General features: G+C 67.6%; 17 protein-coding genes. 5 read left to right on the forward strand and 12 right to left on the reverse strand.

The window, feature by feature from the left end:
* Positions 1-162 precede the first annotated feature (162 nt).
* From PL79_RS00005 to phnS, 7 genes are read right to left on the reverse strand one after another with little or no spacing between them, the layout of a single operon-like run.
* A complete protein-coding gene (locus PL79_RS00005; RefSeq protein ID WP_044845720.1) occupies positions 163-714 on the reverse strand; it encodes a phosphonate degradation HD-domain oxygenase in 552 nt (183 codons plus the stop codon).
* Between the two features lie 4 nt (positions 715-718).
* On the reverse strand, positions 719-2,173 hold the full coding sequence (gene phnY, locus PL79_RS00010; protein WP_044845721.1) for a phosphonoacetaldehyde dehydrogenase: 1,455 nt from the start codon (positions 2,171-2,173) through the stop codon (positions 719-721).
* The gene (gene phnA / locus PL79_RS00015) at positions 2,170-3,480 is read right to left on the reverse strand and encodes a phosphonoacetate hydrolase (protein WP_044845722.1); all 1,311 of its coding nucleotides are present in this window, start codon (positions 3,478-3,480) and stop codon (positions 2,170-2,172) included. Before phnA ends, phnY begins: the two co-directional genes overlap by 4 nt.
* The gene (gene phnV, locus PL79_RS00020; protein ID WP_044845723.1) at positions 3,477-4,337 is read right to left on the reverse strand and encodes a 2-aminoethylphosphonate ABC transport system, membrane component PhnV; all 861 of its coding nucleotides are present in this window, start codon (positions 4,335-4,337) and stop codon (positions 3,477-3,479) included. The genes phnA and phnV overlap by 4 nt, the downstream gene beginning before the upstream one ends.
* Positions 4,327-5,247, reverse strand: coding sequence for a 2-aminoethylphosphonate ABC transporter permease subunit (locus PL79_RS00025; protein ID WP_044845724.1), 921 nt, complete (start codon positions 5,245-5,247; stop codon positions 4,327-4,329). Before PL79_RS00025 ends, phnV begins: the two co-directional genes overlap by 11 nt.
* Complete coding sequence (phnT, locus tag PL79_RS00030; protein ID WP_044845725.1) at positions 5,225-6,328, reverse strand: 2-aminoethylphosphonate ABC transport system ATP-binding subunit PhnT; 1,104 nt, start codon at positions 6,326-6,328, stop codon at positions 5,225-5,227. Before phnT ends, PL79_RS00025 begins: the two co-directional genes overlap by 23 nt.
* A 34-nt stretch (positions 6,329-6,362) precedes the next feature.
* The gene (phnS, locus tag PL79_RS00035) at positions 6,363-7,454 is read right to left on the reverse strand and encodes a 2-aminoethylphosphonate ABC transporter substrate-binding protein (RefSeq protein ID WP_044845726.1); all 1,092 of its coding nucleotides are present in this window, start codon (positions 7,452-7,454) and stop codon (positions 6,363-6,365) included.
* 255 nt (positions 7,455-7,709) lie between these two features.
* Between phnS and PL79_RS00045 the strand changes: the two genes are divergently transcribed.
* Positions 7,710-8,819: a 2-aminoethylphosphonate--pyruvate transaminase gene (locus PL79_RS00045; protein ID WP_044845727.1), complete on the forward strand. Its 1,110-nt coding sequence runs from the start codon at positions 7,710-7,712 to the stop codon at positions 8,817-8,819.
* A gap of 102 nt (positions 8,820-8,921) precedes the next feature.
* Here PL79_RS00045 and PL79_RS00050 read toward each other — a convergent pair whose 3' ends face one another.
* The 3 genes from PL79_RS00050 to aroQ are packed head-to-tail and all read right to left on the reverse strand — an operon-like array spanning position 8,922 to position 11,610.
* Positions 8,922-10,262 (reverse strand): MFS transporter, encoded by a 1,341-nt coding sequence (locus PL79_RS00050; RefSeq protein ID WP_044845728.1) that lies wholly within the window; start codon positions 10,260-10,262, stop codon positions 8,922-8,924.
* A gap of 41 nt (positions 10,263-10,303) precedes the next feature.
* Positions 10,304-11,158 carry a shikimate dehydrogenase gene (locus PL79_RS00055; protein WP_044845729.1) on the reverse strand — a complete coding sequence of 285 codons (855 nt, stop codon included), beginning with the start codon at positions 11,156-11,158 and terminating at the stop codon, positions 10,304-10,306.
* Complete coding sequence (gene aroQ / locus PL79_RS00060; RefSeq protein ID WP_044845730.1) at positions 11,155-11,610, reverse strand: type II 3-dehydroquinate dehydratase; 456 nt, start codon at positions 11,608-11,610, stop codon at positions 11,155-11,157. Before aroQ ends, PL79_RS00055 begins: the two co-directional genes overlap by 4 nt.
* 257 nt (positions 11,611-11,867) lie before the next feature.
* Here aroQ and PL79_RS00065 point away from each other — a divergent pair, with 257 nt between their 5' ends.
* Entirely contained in the window at positions 11,868-13,760 is a 1,893-nt protein-coding gene (locus tag PL79_RS00065; protein WP_044845731.1) for a bifunctional sugar phosphate isomerase/epimerase/4-hydroxyphenylpyruvate dioxygenase family protein, read from the forward strand.
* Positions 13,761-14,045: 285 nt separating this feature from the next.
* Positions 14,046-14,309 (forward strand): hypothetical protein, encoded by a 264-nt coding sequence (locus PL79_RS00070; protein ID WP_044845732.1) that lies wholly within the window; start codon positions 14,046-14,048, stop codon positions 14,307-14,309.
* A 65-nt stretch (positions 14,310-14,374) separates the two neighbouring features.
* Here PL79_RS00070 and PL79_RS00075 read toward each other — a convergent pair whose 3' ends face one another.
* Positions 14,375-15,169, reverse strand: coding sequence for an AraC family transcriptional regulator (locus PL79_RS00075; protein ID WP_044845733.1), 795 nt, complete (start codon positions 15,167-15,169; stop codon positions 14,375-14,377).
* Positions 15,170-15,831: 662 nt separating this feature from the next.
* On the opposite strand from PL79_RS00075, the gene PL79_RS00085 reads away from it, so the two are divergent.
* Positions 15,832-16,968, forward strand: a complete 1,137-nt coding sequence (locus PL79_RS00085; RefSeq protein ID WP_044845855.1) for a branched-chain amino acid ABC transporter substrate-binding protein — start codon at positions 15,832-15,834, stop codon at positions 16,966-16,968.
* 321 nt (positions 16,969-17,289) lie between these two features.
* Positions 17,290-18,600: an MFS transporter gene (locus tag PL79_RS00090; RefSeq protein WP_044845735.1), complete on the forward strand. Its 1,311-nt coding sequence runs from the start codon at positions 17,290-17,292 to the stop codon at positions 18,598-18,600.
* A 125-nt stretch (positions 18,601-18,725) separates the two neighbouring features.
* On the opposite strand, the gene PL79_RS00095 is transcribed toward PL79_RS00090, so the two are convergent.
* On the reverse strand, positions 18,726-19,163 hold the full coding sequence (locus tag PL79_RS00095) for a DoxX family protein (RefSeq protein WP_044845736.1): 438 nt from the start codon (positions 19,161-19,163) through the stop codon (positions 18,726-18,728).
* Between the last annotated feature and the right edge of the window lie 98 nt (positions 19,164-19,261).

Below are 19,261 nucleotides of genomic sequence, written 5' to 3' on the forward strand. Positions count from 1 at the left end.
CCCGACAGCACCGCTTCCCTTCTTCCCCCGCGCCGCGTTTCCGTTAGCGCGAAAGAGGCGTGATTCTAAGCACCTGCCGGCAATCGCGCAAGGGGTTTCGTGAAAAATATAAGGCCCCGCACGCTGCCGCGTGCGGGGCCTTATAGGGATGCAGCCGAATCGTCAGCTCACGCGCACCTGGCGCGCCACGATCTCCATATAGTGATCGAGATCCGGCGTCGCCTTGCCCTCTTCCTTGGCCGTATCGTCCCAGCGGCGCAGGCGCAGCGCGTCTTCCGCGAACGGGCGCTGCAGGAATGCCGCCGTCTCCGCTTCACTGAAGATGCCGCCCTGCAGCGCGAGGCTGCGCACCGAATCCGGCGACAGGCTCTCGAAGTAGCCGGCGTCCGTGCGACACAGGCAACGCTTCGCGTCGACGTGCAGCCGGATCGGCTCCAGAACCGCGTCCGAAAACAGCGGCCGCAGGAACGGCAGCACGTAATACTGATGCAGATCGTCGATCCCGCGCGCGCTCGGCGTCTCGCCCTGCCGATTCAGCAAATGCCCGAGGTCATGCAGGAACGCCGCCGCGACCAGCGCCTCGTCGGCGCCCGCCTCCTCCGCCAGCAAGCCGCTCTGCAACGCATGCTCCAGCTGCGTGACGGGTTCGCCGCTATAGGCAACGTGGCCGTGCTCGCGATACAGCCCGTGAATCTCGTCTACCGTCAATGCCATCCGCTCACTCCCAAGGCAGCGAAAACGTCTTCAGGTTCGTGAAGCTCTTCATCGCTTCCTGAACACCTTCCTTATAGCCGAGCCCCGAATCCTTGATCCCGCCGAACGGCGACAGCTCGATCCGGTAACCGGGCACCTCCCAGACATTCACCGTCCCGACGTTCAGCTCGTTCACGAACCGCACGACCGCGGCCGTACTGTCCGTACAGATGCCCGACGACAGCCCGAACGCCGTGCCGTTGCTGATCCGGATCGCGTCGTCGATCGTGTCGAACGCGATGACGGGTGAAACGGGGCCGAAGGTCTCCTCGCGCACGAGCGTCATCGACGGATCGACGTTGTCGAGCACGGTCGGCGAATAGAGCGCACCGCGCCGCACGTTGCCGGTCAGCAGGCGGGCCCCCTGCGCGACCGCCTCGCCGACCCGGGCCTCGAACAGCCGCGCCGCGACGTCGTCGATCACCGTGCCCATTTCGTTTGCGGGATCGAACGGATCGCCGTACTTCCAGGCGCGCGTCTTCTCGACGAGCAGCTCGGTAAACGCCGGCGCGACCGAGCGCTGTACCAGGATCCGCTTGACGGCCGTGCAGCGCTGCCCCGAATTCCGGTACGAACCGAGCACGGCCAGCGATGCCGCACGTTCCAGATCGGCATCGTCGAGGACGATCAGCGGATCGTTGCCGCCCAGCTCCAGCACGATGCGCCGGTAGCCCGCCCGCGCGGCGATCGCCTTGCCGATCGACACGCCGCCCGTAAAGGTGATCAGCGATGCATGCGGATGCGTGACGAGTTCGTCCGCGATTTCGCGCGGGTCGCCGGTCAGCACCTGCAGCATCGGCTCCGGCAAACCGGCTTCATACAGCAGGTCCGCCAGATAAAACGCCGAGAGCGGCACCTTCTCCGACGGCTTCACGATCACGCGGTTGTTGGTCGCAATCGCCGGCGCGATCTTGTGCGCGACCTGGTTCATCGGGTGATTGAACGGCGTGATCGCGACGATCACGCCGTCGAGCGGCTGGCGCTGCGAGAACACGCGGCGCGCCTTGCCGTGGGGCGTCAGGTCGCACGAGAAGCTCTGCGCGTCGTCGCGCAGCGCTTCGACCGAAGCAAACTTCAGCACGTCGGCAACGCGACCGATCTCGTAGCGCGAATCCTGTTTCGACAATCCCGACTCGAGCGTGATCAGGTCGGACGCCTCCTCGGCACGCTCGCGCAGCAGCGCGGCCGCGCGCTCGAGGATCTGCGAACGCTCGTAGCGCGTGAGCGCGGGCCGGTACGCCATCGCGTAGTCGAACGCGGCGCGCACATCGTCGACGCTCGCCAGCGGCGCCGTACCGACGCGCGTGCCGGTGTACGGATCGGCGACGTCGAGCACACGGTCGCGCGTCGCGCGCGTGCCGCACCAGCGCAGCGTCTCGGCGCGAAACGCGGGGTGATCCTGTCGAGGGTGAGCCATCATGTCGCGACCCGATTCAGCACGAAATCGAAGACGTCGAAGTTGCGCGGACGACGTGCAGGGTCGTCCCGCTCGATCCGACGGTTGAACAGCAACGGCACCTCCTGCTCGGACACGCCGCCGTGCGAACGCAGCGGCACGGTCAGGCCGGACAGGTCGTGTTCGCGCTCGCGCGTGCCGAGCGTCATGTCGCGCCGACCGATCACGACGAGATCCCCGATCCGGTCGGCCGGCAGTTCGAAGCGCGCGGCCGCTTCCGCGTTGTCGAGTACGAGCTCGACGCCGTCGAGCCCGCCGACGCGCCACATCGCTTCGATCCGGTCGACGCCGGGCGCCAGGTAGACGGTCGCGAACGAGCCGAGCGCGCCGTGGTGCACGACGTACGGATCGGTGATCGGCAGGATCACGCGTGCGGCCCGCGCACCGAACCAGCCGTCGAACGCATCCTGAAGATAGATCACGTTCGGGCGGCCCGTGGCCGGATCGTGCTTCGCGTTCATCCCGTGGTCGGCCGTGAGCCCGATCGCCCAGCCGAGCGCATCGAGCTGCGCGAGATAGCCGTCCATCATTGCGTAGAACGCGTTCGCGCCGGCACTGCCCGGCTCGCACTTGTGCTGCACGTAGTCGGTGGTCGAAAGGTACATCAGGTCGACCTGGCGCGTCTGCGCGAGCCGCACGCCGGCCGCAAACACGAATTCGGACAATGCCGCGCTGTACACGTCCGGCGACGGCAGGCCAACCCAGTCGAGCACGTCGACGATCCCGTTTTCCGCGAGATTCGCCTGCGCGGCCTTCTCGGCGGAAAAACAGATGCCGTTCATCTGCCAGCCGAGCAGCCGGCGCAGCTTGTCCTTCGCCGTGACGACGGCCACCCGCGCGCCGGCATCGGACGCCGCCGCGAGCAGCGTGCCGGCCCGCAGGTAGGCCGGGTCGTTCATCATCACTTCGGCGCCGCGACCGCCGTCGGCGGCCGGATCCCAGAAGTAGTTGCCGCAGATCCCATGAACCGACGGCGGCACGCCGCAGACGATCGACAGGTTGTTCGGGTTGGTGAAGGTCGGCACGACGCAGTCGGCGCGCCACGCGGTGCCTTGCGCGATCATCCGGCCGATGAACGGCGCGACGCCCGCTTCCACCGCACGCTCGAGATAGTCGTACTCGCAGCCGTCGACGCAGATGACGACGGTCGGTTCGACCGGTAGCCGGTAGCGTCGGCCGTTGACGTCGACGGAACGTCCCGCGAGATCCGCCGAACCCTTGCCCGCGGCCGACTGCTCGCCGGGCTGCCGCAATGCGAACGCGGCGTTCATGATGCCGCCCGCTTGCCGCGCGGCACGCGCGCGGCGATCAGCAGCAGCGCCGCGAGCGACGCGCCGAGCATCAGCAGCGACAGCGCCGAGGCGGGCAGGTAATAGCCGCGCTCAACCTGGCCGATCACGACGATCGGCACGGTCGCGAAACCGGGCGGATAGACGGTCAGCGTCGCGCCGAGTTCGCCGAGCGACAGCGCGAAGCCGAGCGCGAGGCTCGCGCGCAGCGCCGGCACGAGCTGCGGCAGCAGCACGCGGCGCAGCACCATCGCGGGCGGCGCACCGAGGCTCGCCGCCGCTTCGCGCAGCACGGTCAGCTCCGGGCGCAGCGCGGCGGCCGCGCAGCGATAGCAGAACGGCAGGATCAGCGCGAGCTGCACGAGCACGACGATCGCCGCCGAGCTCGACAGGTCGAGCGGCTTCTGGTGATACGCGATCAGCACCGCGAGCCCGAGCACGACGCTCGGCACACCGTTCGGCACCATCACGAGCGCGTCGACCACCGCGCCGAGGCCACGCCGGTCGCGCCCTTCGAGCGCCAGCGCAAGCCACAGCCCGAGGATCGTGCCGATCGCCGACACGCCGAAGCCGATTTCGAGGCTCGTCAGCAGCGCGTCGTATTCCGGCGACCCGAGCCGCTCGAACCAGCGCAGGCTGTAGCCGGCCGGCAGGATCGTGCCCGACCACTGCGTCGACACGCTCGACAGCGCAACGACGATGACCGGCAGCACGAACAGCCAGAAGCAGGCGAACGCGGCCAGCGCGAGCGCGGCGCGCGACGCATGCTTGAGCAGCGTGTCGCTCCAGCCGATCCGATGACGCGGCACGGCTTGCCCGATATGGAATTCAGCGGACATCGTTCCCTCCCGTCGCACGCCGGTTCACCCGGCGATAAACCGTATAGAGCGCCAGCGACAGCGCGAGCATCACGACCGCGCCGGCCGACGCGGTCGGCAGGTCGAGATCGACGGTCGCGCTGCTGTAGATCGCGACCGGCAGGGTCACGAGCCGCGCGCTGCCGAGCACGAGCAGGATCCCGAACTCGTTCAGCGTCAGCAGGAAACACAGCACCGTGCCGGCGGCGATGCCCGGCCACGCGATCGGCAGCACGACGCGGCGCGCGAGCATCCAGCCGGACGCGCCGAGGCTGCGCGCCGCTTCGATCAGGCGCAGGTCGAGCGTCGCGAACGACGCGAGCGTCGGCCGCACGACGAACGGCGTATAGAACACGGTCTGCGCGAGGATCACGCCGCCGATGCCGAACAGGAAGTCGAGCGGCGGGTTCTCGAGATGGAACAGGTGCTGCAGCGCGATGCTGATCGAGCCTTGCGAGCCGTACAGGAAGATCAAGGTGAACGCGACGAGGAACGACGGGAACGCGACGTACAGTTCCAGGAAGCGCGTGACGAGCGACGCGCCCGGGAACGGCTTGAAGAACAGCAGCGCGGCCAGCAGCACGCCGAGCACCGATGCGGTGCCCGCGCTCGCGAACAGCACGCCGACCGTCGTCAGCAGCACGTTGCGCGTATCGGGGTTGCCGAAGAAGGTCCGGTATGCGGCGAAGCTCAGCCCGTGATCGCCGGACACGCTCAGCAGCACGAGCCGCAGCAGCGGATAGACGACGAGCGGGCCGAGCACGACGATCGCGAGCGCGGCGAGGTGCAGGTCGCCCATGCGCTTGCGGCGCCGCGCGGCGGCGGCATGCGCGGCGGCCGACGCGAGCACGTGCGGCGGCAGGCCGGCTTCAGGGCTCGATAAGGACGACATCGTCTGCCTCGCAATGCAGGGACACGCGCGCACCGCGCTCGGGAGCCGCGCCGCGGCCGCGTTGCATCGTGACGCGCACGGGTTCGTCGGGCGCCGCGTCGATCATGACCGCGATCGACAAGTCCGCGCCCTGCCATTCGACCGACGACACCGTGCCGTGCAGGCCGCCCGCCGCGAGCGGCATCACGGTCAGCCGCTCGGGGCGCACGCACGCGACCTTGCCGCGCACGTCGTGACGCGGGTCGCCGAGCGGGAAGATCACGTGCGGCGGCAGCAGGTTGGCCGGGCCGAGATAGCGCGCGACGTAGCCGTCCCGCGGCGCGTCGTACAGCTGCTGCGGCGTGCCGAGCTGCGCGATGCGGCCGTCGCGCATCAGCAGCGCGCGGTCGGACAGCACGAGCGCGTCGTCGCGGTCGTGCGTCACGCAGACGACGGTCAGGTTCGGCAGGCGCTCGTGCAGCGCCTTCAGTTCGCTGCGCACCGATGCGCGCAGATTGGCGTCGAGCGCCGACAGCGGCTCGTCGAGCAGCAGCACGTCCGGCTCGATCACGAGCGCGCGCGCCAGCGCGACGCGCTGTTGCATCCCGCCGGACAGTTGCGCGGGCAGATGGTGGCCCGCGTCGCCGAGTTGCACGAGCTTCAGCGCGTCGGCGACGCGGCGCGTCACCTCCGGCGACGCCATGCCGCGTGCGCGCAGCCCGAAGGCGACGTTCTCGAACACCGACAGGTGCGGAAACAGCGCGTAATTCTGGAACAGCAGACCGAGATTGCGCTTGTGCGGCGGCGCATGGGTCAGGTCGCGTCCGGCCACGGTCAGCGTGCCGGTCAGGCCGTCGGCCTTCACGAACCCGGCGATGAAGCGCAGCAGCGTGGTCTTGCCGCAGCCGCTCTTGCCGAGCACGGTCAGAAATTCACCGGCGCCGATCGACAGCGACAGATCTTCCAGCACCGTGCGTGCGCCGTAGCGCACGCTCAGGTGCTCGATCTGCACGCCGCCCGGCGCGCCGGACCGCAGCGTTGCTTGCGGTTCGGCGGCGCCGAAAGCGCCGGGATGGGTCAGGGTGGTTTCCACCGGGTTCATCCTCTTGCTCACTAATACAGGCAGCGTGCGCCGATCACTTCGGCTTGACGACGTCGAGCTGCTTGCCCGAGCTGCCGATCACGTCCTTCTTCCAGCGCTCGATCCACACCGGCTTCTTCGCCATCACCTGGGTCCAGTCGACCGGGATCAGCTTCACGCCCGCGATCGCCTTCTTGACCGCCTCGCCGTTCTTGCCGGCCAGCGGCACGTCCGTGCGGCCCGGGATGCCGTACATGTCCGGCACCTTCGACTGCACGTCGGTCGACATCAGGTAGTCGATCAGCTTCTTGCCGGCGTCCTGGTTCGGGCCGCTCTTGATCAGGCCGATGCCGTACGGCAGCTGGAACGTGGTCGGCTGGTCGCCGTCCTTCGCGGCCAGGAAGATCGGCTTGACGGACAGCGCGCCGTGCTCGGCGTCGTCGAGGTCCATCTGCAGGTCGCCGTTCGCGACGCTGATCTCGTTACGCGACAGCAGCACGTTCAGGTAGCCGGTGCCCTTCGTGTGGAACTTCACGCTCTGCGACAGCTTCGCGAGGTAGTCGAACGCCTTGTCCTCGCCCATCAGCGACGTCGTCAGGATCAGCACGGCCATCCCGTCGCCGGCGGTGGCCGGGTTCGAGTATGCGACCTTGCCCGCGTAGGCCGGCGACAGCAGGTCGGCGAACGTCTTCGGCTGGTTCTTCACGACGTCCGGGTTGATCGCGAACGAGAAGTAGTTGTTCACGAACGTCGCCCAGGTGCCGTCTTCCGCCTTCGCGATCGCCGGCACGTTCTTGTAGTTCACGCTCTGGTACGGCTGCAGCAGGCCCATCTGGCCGGCTTGCTGGATGAACGGCGGCAGCGTGACGATCACGTCCGCCTTCGGCGAATTCTTTTCGATGTTCGCGCGGTTGACGACCTCGCCGCTGCCCGCCGTCACGATGTTGACCTTGACGCCTTCCTTCTTCTCGAACGCCGGCAGCACATCGCGATAGAGGTTCTCGAGACCGTCCGCCGTATACAGCACGACCGCGTTCGCCGCGTGCGCGGGCATCGCGGCGCCTTGCAGCAGACCGGCGGCGCAGGCGGCCAGCGCGAGCTTGCGGAACGCGCCGGCAGCGGCGCGCGAGGAATTCTGCAGTGTCATCTCACTTCTCCGTAGGCGGAACACCAAACGGCCGGGGCACGATCCGGCTCCTTTCAGTCGGACAGACCGACAACCGGCCCGTCTCGCTGCCGCGCTGCAGGTGGTTTCGCGCGGCAACCGAAGGATCACAGCGTTCGATGACAACGCCGTGACGTGTGCCACAATTTCCAAAAAATGACACATTTTGCCAATATCATGCAAGTCATTCAGAAATGCCGCCCTGGCGTTTCATCCGATCTTTGCTGGAGAAAAATCATGTCGGACCCGATTCTGCTCACGCCCGGCCCGCTCACCACGTCCGCCACAACACGCCACGCAATGCAACACGACTGGGGCTCGTGGGACGCCGCTTTCAATCAATTGACGGCGAGCGTCTGCACGGATCTCGTCACGATCGCGCGCGGCGGCGACGCATACGTGTGCGTGCCGATGCAAGGCAGCGGCACGTTTTCGGTCGAAGCCGCGCTCGGCACGCTGGTGCCGCGCGACGGCGTCGTGCTGGTGCCGGACAACGGCGCGTATTGCGCGCGCATCCTGAAGATCCTCGGCCGGCTCGGCATCGAGTCGATCGCGCTGCCGTTCGGCGAGAATGCGGCGGTCGACCCCGGCGCGGTCGAAGCCGCGTTCGCGCGCGAGCCGCGCATCACGCACGTCGCGCTGGTGCACCTGGAAACAAGTGCCGGCATCCTGAATCCGCTCGACGCGATCGCGGCCGTGTGCCGGCGGCACGGCAAGCGGCTGATCGTCGATGCGATGAGTTCGTTCGGCGCGCTGCCGATCACGCTGGCGGACAGCGGGATCGACGCGCTGATCTCGGCGAGCGGCAAATGCCTGGAAGGCGTGCCGGGGATGGGGTTCGCGATCGTGCGGCGTGCTGCGCTCGACGCGTGCGAAGGCAACTCGCGGTCGCTCGCGCTCGACCTCCACGATCAGTACGCGTACCTGCGCAAGACGGGCCAGTGGCGTTTCACACCACCGACCCACGTGATCGCCGCGCTGCGCGCCGCGCTCGACCAGTACCTGGCCGAAGGCGGCCAGCCCGCGCGCGGTGCGCGCTATGCGGAAAACTGCCGGACGCTGGTCGAATCGATGCGCGCGCTCGGCTTCACGCCGTTCCTCGACGCCGGCGTGCAGGCGCCCGTGATCGTCACGTTCCATGCGCCCGACCATCCGGCCTACGATTTCCGCCGCTTCTACGACGCGGTGCGCGACGCGGGCTTCATCCTGTATCCGGGCAAGCTGACGCAACTCGAGACGTTCCGCGTCGGCTGCATCGGCGCGATCGATGCCGGCGACATCCGGCGGGCGGTCGCGGCGATCGCACAGGCGGTCGAATCGCTCGGGATCACGATGCGGCACGCGTGAGCGCGGCGGCCTGAACCGCTTCGCAGTCGCGAGCGGATACAAAAAAGCCCGGCGACCCACAGGTCGCCGGGCGAACGCACCGAGAGTGCGTGGAGCCGGTGCTTACAGTTCGATCCGCTTGATGTCGCCGACGACGAAGATGTACGACAGCGCACCGATCAACGCGATCACGCCGATGAACACCAGCGCACCGACGAACGAGCCGGTCGACGCGACGATGAAGCCAACGACGAGCGGCGTGATGATGCCGGCCAGGTTCGCCGCGAAGTTGAAGATGCCGCCGGTCACGCCGAGCAGGCCGTCCGGCGCGATGTCGGACACGAGCGTCCAGCCGAGCGCGGCCATCCCCTGCGCGAAGAACGCGACCGACATGATCGCGATCACGGCTTCGTTGCTTTGCACGTAGTTCGCGAGAATGATCGTCGACGCGAGCAGCAGGCCGGCGATGATCGGCAGCTTGCGCGCGAGGTTCGCGGACTTGCCGCGGCGCAGCAACCAGTCGGAGAAGATCCCGCCGAACATCACGCCGACCGACGCGGCGATGAACGGCATGATCGCGAAGAAGCCGATCTTCAGCCAGCCCATGTGGCGCTCGGTCGCGAGATAGGTCGGGAACCAGGTCAGGAAGAACACGAGCGTCGAGTTGCCGGCGAACTGGCCGAGGCAGATACCCGCGAGCTGGCGCTTCTTCAGCAGCCGGCCGGCCATCGCCCAGCTGAACTTGGCCTGGGCGGGCTTGCCGCCCTTGTCGCCGTCCTTGCGCGCGCCGTGCACGAGACCGCCGCCCGCTTCGATGTACGCGAGTTCTTCCGAATTCGCGGCCGGATGGTTGCGCGGCTCGTGATAGAACTTCCACCAGACCAGGCCGAACACGATGCCGACCGCGCCGACGACCCAGAACAGCGAACGCCAGCCGAACGCCCCCATCAGCGCGAACAGCACGGGGCTGAAGAACGCGAGACCGATGTACTCGCCGACGGTGTAGGTGCCGGTCGCCATCGCGCGTTCATTCTGCGGGAACCACGTCGCGACGACGCGGCTGTTGGTCGGGAAACACGGCGCTTCCGTCACGCCGAGGCCGAGCCGGCATGCGAGCAGCGTCCCGACGCCGGGCACGAAGCCCTGCAGGAGCGTGCACAGCGACCACAGCGTCATCGACCAGTAATAGGTGACCTTGCTGCCGAAGCGGTCGAGGAACAGGCCGCCGGGCACCTGCATCGCGACGTACGTCCACGAGAACGCGGAGAACATGATGCCCATCACGGCCGCGTTGATGCCGAGCTCCTTGGTGAGCTGCGGCGCAGCCACCCCCAGCACGGTACGGTCGAGATAGTTGATCATCGTGCCGATCGCGAGCAGCGCGAGGATCTTGTAGCGCGCCGAGGTCCGCCGGACCGTACCGGCCGCCGCGGGCGCGGCGTTCGTGTGGGTGGTGTGCTGCATGGTTGTCTCCTGGTCTATTTTTCAGCTGGTCGCTAGAAGGGTCAGCGTGCGACGAGCGACTGAAAGTGTTCGAACATCCGTTCGTCGTCCGGCGTTCGTCCGGTGAAGATCTCGAACGCATCGACGGCCTGGTACACGGCCATCCCGCCGCCCGGCAGCGTCGCGCAGCCGGCCGCGCGCGCGGCGCGGATCAGTTCGGTTTCGAGCGGGAAATACACGATGTCGGCGACCCACATGCCCGCGCGGAGCAGCTCGGCCGGCAACGGCAGGCCCGGATGCTTGGCCATGCCGGTCGGCGTGCAATGGATCAGGCCGGTCGCGGCCTGCATCGCGGCCGCGAGATCGCTGCCCGGCGTGACCCGGGCGGCCGGGAAGCGCTGCTGCAGTTCACCCGCGAGCGCGGTGGCGCGCGTGCCGTCGACGTCGAAGATCGTCAGTTCGGAAGCACCCATCTGCAGCGCCGCATGCGCGACGGCCGCACCCGCGCCGCCCGCGCCGAGCTGCACGACACGTTCGAGCGACGCATCGGGCAGGCCGCGGCGGAACGACTTCGCGAAACCCGACCAGTCGGTGTTGTGGCCGATCCGCTTGCCATCCTTGAACAGCACGGTGTTGACCGCGCCGAGTGCGCGCGCGTCGTCAGACAGTGCGTCGAGGTGCTCGATCACGCGCTGCTTGCAAGGATGCGTGATGTTGAGCCCGTTGTAGCCCATCCGCTGCGCGGCATCGAGCAGTTCCGGCAGCGCGTCGGCGGTCACGCCGAGCACGTCCAGATCGATGCGCCGGTACACGTAGCCGAATCCCTGGCGGAAGCCTTCTTCCTCGTGCATCGCGGGCGACAGCGAACCGCCGATGCCCTGGCCGATCAGGCCGATCAGAAAAGACGGGCGGCTCATCGTGCGGCTCCTTGGGCAAAAATGGTCGACAGGCGCTGCAGCGCGAATACGTAGCCTTCGGTGCCGCAGCCGCAGATCACAGCTTCGGCCACCGCCGACACATAAGAGTGGTGACGGAATGCCTCGCGGCGATGCACGTTGGAGATGTGCACCTCGATCACGGGTTTCGCGATCGCGGACAGCGCGTCGGCCAGCGCGACCGACGTGTGCGTGTAGGCGGCCGGGTTGATCACGATGCCGTGCGTGTCGTGACGCGCGGCATGCAGCCAGTCGATCAGCTGGTGCTCGGCGTTCGACTGGCGGAAGTCGATCTCCAGCCCGAGCCCGTCGGCCGCCGTGCGGCAACGCTGCTCGAGGTCGGCGAGGGTCTCCGCGCCGTAGATATGGGGCTCGCGGGTCCCCAGCAGATTCAGGTTCGGGCCGTTCAGCACCAGCACCTTGTGCTTGCTCATGGTGTTTCTGCTCCTAAAACAGGGGCGAATCGCTAGTCGACTTCGCCCTCTGACGTCAAGATTTGGCGCTAGTGTGCGCTTGCGCAAGCGCAATGTCTTTTCGGGTTTTCGCTAATTTGTACCACCTAGTTAGTTTGTATAATTTCACTCACTCCCCTAGTAAATTCGGGATATGGCGCTCACCGGTAATTCAACGACTGGTTCATTCCGGCCCGACCCGGCCGACGCCACACCCCGCTCATCCGCAGGATTCGCCCATGCAGCGCTCGATCGCCACCGTGTCACTGTCCGGCACGCTCGCCGAGAAGCTCGCCGCCATCCAGGCCGCCGGCTTCGACGGTGTCGAAATCTTCGAGAACGACCTCGTCTACTTCGACGGATCGCCCGCCGACGTGCGGCGCATGGCCGCCGATCTCGGCCTCGACATCGTGCTGTTCCAGCCGTTTCGCGACTTCGAGGGCGTGAGCCCGGCCCAGCTCGCCCGCAATCTCGACCGCATCCGCCGCAAGTTCGACGTGATGCACGCGCTCGGCACCGACCGCATCCTGGTGTGCAGCAGCGTGTCGCCCGACACGATCGCGGACGACGCGCTGCTGGTCGACCAGCTCGGCGCGCTCGCCGAAGCCGCGCGGCAGGCGGGCGTGGTCGCCGCATACGAGGCGCTCGCGTGGGGCCGCGTCGTGAACCGGTACGGCCATGCGTGGCAGCTCGTGAACGCGGTGAACAGCCCGCACCTCGGCCTCGCGCTCGACAGCTTCCATACGCTGTCGCTCGACGATTCGCCGGACGCGATCGCCGACATCCCGGGCGACCGGATCGCGTTCGTGCAGATCGCCGATGCGCCGAAGCTCGCGATGGACGTGCTCGAATGGAGCCGTCACTACCGCTCGTTCCCCGGCCAGGGCGACTTCGACCTCGCGCGCTTCACCGCCCGCGTGATCGAGTCCGGTTACAAGGGGCCGCTGTCGCTCGAGATCTTCAACGACGGCTTCCGCGCCGCGCCGACCGCGATCACGGCCGCCGACGGCCACCGCTCGCTGCTCTATCTGGAAGAACTGACGCGCGCGCGACTCGCGCAGGACGGCCGCGCGCCGGCCGCCGATCAGCCGCTGTTCGCGCCGCCGGCGCCGCCCGCGCACGTCGGGTTCCAGTTCATCGAGTTCGCGGTCGACGCGCAAGCGGCGGCCACCGTCGGCGAATGGCTCGGCCGGATGCGATTCCGGCTCGCAGGCCGCCATCGGTCGAAGGACGTGACGCTGTTCCAGCACGGCGCCGCGTCGATCGTGCTGAACGCCGAGCGCGACTCGTTCGCCGACGCGTTCTTCCAGCAGCACGGGTTGTCGCTGTGTGCGTCGGCGTTCCGCGTCGACGATGCGAAAGTGGCATTCGAGCGCGCGGCCGGCTTCGGCTACGCGCCGTTTTCCGGGCGCGTCGGCCCGAACGAGCGCGTGCTGCCGGGCGTGCAGGCGCCGGACGGCAGCCTCGAGTACTTCGTCGACGAGACGCCGAACGCACCGACGCTGTATGAATCGGATTTCGTGCTGACCGACATCGACGGCCCGAGCGAGGTCGGCCCGCTCACGGGCATCGACCACGTCTGCCTCGCGCTGCCGGCCGACGCGCTCGACACGTGGATCCTGTTCTTCAAGACCGCCTTCGGCTTCGAGGCCGAGCGCAGCTGGCTCGTGCCCGATCCGTACGGCCTGATGCGCAGCCGCGCGGTGCGCAGCACGGACGGTTCGGTGCGGATCGCGCTGAATGCGTCGGTCGACCGTCATACGGCCGTCGCCGAATCGCTCGACCGCTATCACGGCACGGGGCTGAACCACGTCGCGTTCCGGACCGACGACATCGTGAAGACGGTCGCCGCGTTCGCGGCCGACGGCGTGCCGTTCCTGCGGATCCCGCCGAACTACTACGACGATCTGGCCGCGCGCTACGCGTTGCCGGACGAACTGATCGACACGCTGAGCGCCCACCACCTGCTGTACGACCGCGACGAAAACGGCGGTGAATTCCTGCACGCGTATACCGAGCTGGTCGACAACCGCTTCTCGCTCGAAATCGTCGAGCGGCGCGGCGGCTACGACGGCTACGGCGCTGCCAACGCCGCCGTGCGGCTCGCCGCGCAGGCCCAGCGCAGGAAATAAGGGAGCAACGGAATTTCGTCCAGGGGTCGAATCGAATGAGAAAAACACGACGCCCCTGCGACGCGCGCCGCGCGACCGCACCATCGTGGTGAATCCCGCTGCGGCGCCCGCCCGGCAAGGCCAGCCGCCGGCGGCCGGAAACGGCCGCCCGGCGGGCGTTACATCCGGTAACGCACACCGCACCGCAGCATTCGCGCGGTCGCGGCCGTTTTAAGAATCGCTTAAGTCTCCGACGGCACCATCCGCAACCAGTACCCGATGGATACCCCGAAAAGGAGGACAGCGATGAGCGCCGTAGATACACCCGCGGGCCGCCCGGCCGCCCCCCCAGTGAAAAAGACGATGCTGCGCCGTTTGCTCAGCCATCATGAAATCGCGACGCTGCTCGTGCTGCTGCACGCACCGATCGGCGCGAACGCCAAACCCGAATTGCCCGCGCTGCAGGAAGCCGGCCTCGTCGAGATGATCAAGCTCGATGCCGACACGGCGCCGAGCTTCCGGCTGACCGAAGACGGCACGGCCGTCCTGAAAGGGCTCGGCTACCGCTGAGCCGCCGCACGCCGAATCCCGTCTCGCCCCCCCTTCAGATCCGCCGGCCCGGCCGGCGCGTCACTTCACCCTGCCCGGTCCTGCAGCATCAGCCGGTATTCCGTCGGCGTCACGCCAACCGTCGCCTTGAACTGGCGCGTGAACGCGCTGTGATCCGTATATCCGCATAGCGCCGCGACGTCGGTCACCTTGTCGTGCGTGACCAGCAGCGCCGTGGCCGCATCGAGCCGCGTCTTCAGCAGCACCTGGCGCGGCGTCAGGTGAAACACCTTGTGGAAGTAGCGCTCCAGCTGCGCGACCGACATCCCCGCCATCTGCGCGAGCTGCTTCAGGTTCAGCGGCTGCACGTAGTGATCCTGGATGTGCTGCACCACGTCGGCGAGCTTGCTGTAGGCCGGATGCGAGCCCTCGTGCGCCTTCAGGTCGCGCGAGATGCCCGCGAGGCCGACCACCTTGCCGGCCGCGTCGCGCAGCGGCTCCTTGCAGGTTAGGCACCAGCCCGGCTGGCGTCCCGGATACAGATGCAGCTCGAGCTGGTCCATCAGCTGCTGGCCTGCGGTGATCGTCGCCATGTCCTGCTCGAAATAGGTCTTGCCGAAGCGGCGCGGAAACACTTCGTCGGTCGTCTTGCCGAGCAGGTCGCGCTTGTCCTTGTAGCCGCAGCGCATCGCCAGCGTGCGGTTGACGAGCGCGTAGCGGCCGTTCGCGTCCTTCACGAAGAACGCGACGTCGGGCAGCGCATCGAACACCGGCTCGAGCAGGCGGAAGTGCGCGAGCATCGCGCCGAGATCGGCGTTGTCGGGCTGGTAGCGCAACGTATCGGACAGGCTCATGGGCGGTGCGGCAAGCAAGGTCGTCATCCCGGCATCTGCGAAGGGGTGGCTGATGGCGTCGATTATAGGAGCGCCGTCTCGAACGCGTCGTGGCGATCGCGGGCCAGCGATCGGGCGGCCCGGCGAATGGCGGCAAGCGCAACGCGCGGCCGATCGGCGCCGATCGGGCGATTCGCGTGGGCCGGCAAGCACGTCATGCGCCGTGCGGTTGTGCGCGCAACCACTGCGCCGCACGCACGTCCGGCGGGCACGATTTCGCATCGGCACGTTGCCTGGCGTCGCGCACGGCCGGCGCTGCCGACGCTATCGGCTCACCCCGCCGGCGCCGAGACTACGCGCGCCCGAACCCGCCATCCTAAAAATGCCGGCGTGTCGCGTCTTGGCGCGTTTGCGCACTCGTCATGACGATTTCAGCATATATAAGGGTTATCGACGATATGCCGAAATCGTCGCCGGCTGCGCTCCGAACGCGCAAGACGCGCGCATTTTCGCTACCTAGACTTCGATCAACGGTTACGAGACGACATCCCGCCGCCGCCGCGCACGCCGATTCCGGCACAACCCGCGCAGCGCATGGCACACCCCGCACGGCTTTCGGAAAGGCCTGCAACCCGATACGTCTCGCCCGGTTTACCGCGCCGGCCGGCTGGCCGGCGGCGGCCCAACCATGCCATCAAGGGGAAGTGAAAGTGAAGCTGAAGGTATCGCACGTCGCGCTGGCTGCTGCCTGCGCACTGTCGGGCGCACACGCCATCGCCGCCGACGTCGTCAAGATCGGTTTCGCCGCACCGCTGACGGGGCCGCAGTCGAACTACGGCTCGGACATGCAGAAGGGCGTGCAACTCGCGATCGCCGATTTCAACGCGACGAATCCGACGATCGGCGGCAAGCCGGTCACGTTCCAGCTCGACTCGCAGGACGACCAGGCCGACCCGCGCACCGGCACGACGGTCGCGCAGCGGCTGATCGACGACAACGTCCGCGGGGTCATCGGCCACTTCAACTCGGGCACGAGCATTCCGGCGTCCGACCTGTACGATCGCGCGGGGCTGCCGCAGATCTCGATGGCGACGTCGCCGCAATACACGGCGCGCGGCTACAAGACGACCTACCGGCTGCTGACGAGCGACGCGCAGGCCGGCCGCATCGTCGGCACGTATGCGGTGAAGACGCTGCACTTCAAGCGCATCGCGATCATCGACGACCGCACGGCCTACGGCCAGGGCATCGCCGACGAATTCGCGAAGGCCGTGCAGGCCGCGGGCGGCACGATCGTCAAGCGCGACTTCACGAACGACAAGGCGCTCGACTTCTCCGCGATCCTGACCAACCTGAAGGGCATCAACCCGGACGCGATCTTCTACGGCGGCGGCGATGCGCAGTCGTCGCCGATGATCCGCAAGATGCGCCAGCTCGGGATGAAGTCCGCGTTCGTGACCGGCGAGATGTCGCGCTCGCCGACGTTCCTGAAGGTCGGCGGCGACGCGGCCGAAGGCGCGATCGTCTACATGGGCGGGCTGCCGAAGGAAAAGATGCCGGGCTTCGCCGGCTACGCATCGCGCTACAAGGCACGCTTCAACGAAGACGTGATCACCTATTCGCCCTACTCGTACGACGGCACGATCGCGCTGCTCACCGCGATGAAGGACGCGAACTCGACCGACCCGAAGGTCTATACGCCGTATCTCGGCAAGGTGTCGATCAAGGGCGTGTCGGCGCCGAGCATCGCGTACGACGCGAAGGGCGACCTGAAGGATGCGCCGGTGACGATCTACAAGGTCGAGCACGGCGCGTTCAAGCCGGTCGACACGATCGCCGGCAACTGATCGCGCAGACCCCGTCACACGCGGCGCGGCAAGCGGTTCTCCCGCCTGCCGCGCCGCGTGCGTTTCGGGCTCGACGAAGTTCGAAGCATGCCTCGGCGCGGCCCCGCGCGCGCGCATTTCGCGCTCCTGTAGAATCCCCCCACCCGCTTTGACGCTTCGTCTGCGTCGTGCCCCATCCCGGTGCGACGGTGCGTGTCACATGCCCCATCCGGCACTCGACGCACGCTCGACGACGCAGGCCGCGCCTTGCCAGTCCATGCCGATAGCGGGTTCTGGAGACGCAGCACCGACAACTACATTCGAAAACCGATCGTCCTGACCATGCAAGCTTCCGAATTGAGCGGCGTGCCTCGCGCCGCCGAACGCGCGCTCACGCGCAGCGACTACAAGACCCTTGGCCTTGCCGCACTCGGCGGCGCCCTCGAGTTCTACGACTTCATCATCTTCGTGTTCTTCGCACCCGCGATCGGGCAGCTGTTCTTCCCGCACGACATTCCCGACTGGCTGCGCCAGTTGCAGACGTTCGGCATCTTCGCGGCCGGCTATCTCGCGCGCCCGCTCGGCGGCGTGATCATGGCGCACTTCGGCGACCTGTTCGGCCGCAAGCGGATGTTTACGCTGAGCGTGCTGATGATGTCGGTGCCGACGCTGCTGATGGGCCTGCTGCCGACCTACGACTCGATCGGCATCCTCGCGCCGGTGTTGCTGCTGCTGTTCCGCGTGCTGCAGGGCGCGGCGGTCGGCGGCGAAGTGCCGGGCGCATGGGTGTTCGTGTCGGAACACGTGCCGTCGCGCCACATCGGCTATGCGTGCGGCACGCTGACCGCGGGCCTCACGGCCGGCATCCTGCTCGGCTCGCTGGTCGCCGCGGGCATCAACAGCCGTTACTCGGGCGCCGAAGTCACCGCGTTCGCGTGGCGCATTCCGTTCCTGCTCGGCGGCGTGTTCGGCCTGTTCTCCGTGTACCTGCGCCGCTGGCTGCACGAGACGCCGGTGTTCGCCGAAATGAAGGCGAAGAAGGCGCTCGCGGCCGAGATTCCGCTGAAGGCCGTGCTGCGCGACCACGGCCGCGCGGTGATCGTGTCGATGCTGCTCACGTGGATGCTGTCGGCGGCGATCGTCGTCGTGATCCTGATGACGCCCGCGCTGCTGCAGAAGCAGTTTCACCTGACGCCCGCGACCACGCTGTTCGCGAACAGCGTCGCGACGCTTTGCCTGACGGCCGGCTGCATCACCGCCGGCTCGCTCGCGGGCTGGATCGGCGCGAAGCGCGTGCTCGGCATCGGCGGCCTCGTGCTGGCCGCGTGCTATTACCTGCTGTTCGCGCAGGTCGCGGCCGACGCGTCGACGCTGCCGCTGTACTACGGGATCGCCGGCTTCATGGTCGGCACGATCGGCGCGGTGCCGTTCGTGATGGTCAAGAGCTTCCCGCCCGTCGTGCGCTTCTCGGGCATCTCGTTCTCGTACAACGTCGCGTATGCGATCTTCGGCGGCCTCACGCCGGTGATCGTGTCGCTGATGATGAAGTCGAATCCGCTCGCGCCGGTCGTGTACGTCGCGGCGATCTGCGTGCTCGGCGCGATCGCGGTGCAGTTCTCGAAGGATGCGAAGGACCCGAAGGACACGCGCTGAACGTCGGCGCGCACGCGCCGGCCGGATGAACAAAGGGCCGAATCCCGCGGCGTGCGGGATTCGGCCCTTTTGTTTGGCTTCAGCGTAGCGACTTGCGTGCGTCGCGCCATCCAGCCCGGTTCGATTCAGCGCAGCGCGCCGTACGACGAACTCGGCCGGCGCAGCGCGTCGATGCTTGCGCCGCCGGCGCCGGTCACGAACAGCAGCAGGAAACCGCCGGCGATCGCGACGTTCTTCCAGAAGTGGATCACCATGTCGTGCTGGACCGCGGCGTCCGTCGCGTCCCAGAAATTGTGTCCGACCATCGCGGTCGCGATCGTATAGAACGCCATCAGCAACGCGAGCGGCTTCACCTTGTACCCGACGATCAGCAGCAGGCCGCCGAGCGCCTCGATCGTGACGACGACCGGCCCCGTCACCTGCGGATAGGGCACGTTCAGCCCGTGCAGATAGCCGATGAAATCGCTGTAGCCGAGCAGCTTCATCACGCCGCCCCACAAGAACAACGCCGCCAGCGCCAGGCGCGCGAAAAAAATGACGCCGGAATCGACGGAACGCGTCATGCCTCTCTCCTCGTATGCAATTCGGCCGTCCACACGAGGCGTGCCCGTGCGGTTCGGGGTCGCGCGGCCCTGCCGGGCCGGCGGCAAATGGGCCAGCA

Source organism: Burkholderia sp. USMB20, assembly GCF_000949135.2.
GTDB lineage: Bacteria > Pseudomonadota > Gammaproteobacteria > Burkholderiales > Burkholderiaceae > Burkholderia.

What these genes read in the sequence shown, in the direction of transcription:
- PL79_RS00065 (WP_044845731.1), top strand. Translation starts at nt 11,868, where the DNA reads ATGCAGCGCTCGATCGCCACCGTGTCACTGTCCGGCACGCTCGCCGAG.
- phnT (WP_044845725.1), bottom strand. Translation starts at nt 6,328, where the DNA reads ATGAACCCGGTGGAAACCACCCTGACCCATCCCGGCGCTTTCGGCGCC.
- PL79_RS00090 (WP_044845735.1), top strand. Translation starts at nt 17,290, where the DNA reads ATGCAAGCTTCCGAATTGAGCGGCGTGCCTCGCGCCGCCGAACGCGCG.
- phnA (WP_044845722.1), bottom strand. Translation starts at nt 3,480, where the DNA reads ATGAACGCCGCGTTCGCATTGCGGCAGCCCGGCGAGCAGTCGGCCGCG.
- PL79_RS00095 (WP_044845736.1), bottom strand. Translation starts at nt 19,163, where the DNA reads ATGACGCGTTCCGTCGATTCCGGCGTCATTTTTTTCGCGCGCCTGGCG.
- PL79_RS00045 (WP_044845727.1), top strand. Translation starts at nt 7,710, where the DNA reads ATGTCGGACCCGATTCTGCTCACGCCCGGCCCGCTCACCACGTCCGCC.
- PL79_RS00025 (WP_044845724.1), bottom strand. Translation starts at nt 5,247, where the DNA reads ATGTCGTCCTTATCGAGCCCTGAAGCCGGCCTGCCGCCGCACGTGCTC.
- aroQ (WP_044845730.1), bottom strand. Translation starts at nt 11,610, where the DNA reads ATGAGCAAGCACAAGGTGCTGGTGCTGAACGGCCCGAACCTGAATCTG.
- phnV (WP_044845723.1), bottom strand. Translation starts at nt 4,337, where the DNA reads ATGTCCGCTGAATTCCATATCGGGCAAGCCGTGCCGCGTCATCGGATC.
- PL79_RS00075 (WP_044845733.1), bottom strand. Translation starts at nt 15,169, where the DNA reads ATGACGACCTTGCTTGCCGCACCGCCCATGAGCCTGTCCGATACGTTG.
- phnS (WP_044845726.1), bottom strand. Translation starts at nt 7,454, where the DNA reads ATGACACTGCAGAATTCCTCGCGCGCCGCTGCCGGCGCGTTCCGCAAG.
- PL79_RS00070 (WP_044845732.1), top strand. Translation starts at nt 14,046, where the DNA reads ATGAGCGCCGTAGATACACCCGCGGGCCGCCCGGCCGCCCCCCCAGTG.
- PL79_RS00055 (WP_044845729.1), bottom strand. Translation starts at nt 11,158, where the DNA reads ATGAGCCGCCCGTCTTTTCTGATCGGCCTGATCGGCCAGGGCATCGGC.
- phnY (WP_044845721.1), bottom strand. Translation starts at nt 2,173, where the DNA reads ATGATGGCTCACCCTCGACAGGATCACCCCGCGTTTCGCGCCGAGACG.
- PL79_RS00005 (WP_044845720.1), bottom strand. Translation starts at nt 714, where the DNA reads ATGGCATTGACGGTAGACGAGATTCACGGGCTGTATCGCGAGCACGGC.
- PL79_RS00050 (WP_044845728.1), bottom strand. Translation starts at nt 10,262, where the DNA reads ATGCAGCACACCACCCACACGAACGCCGCGCCCGCGGCGGCCGGTACG.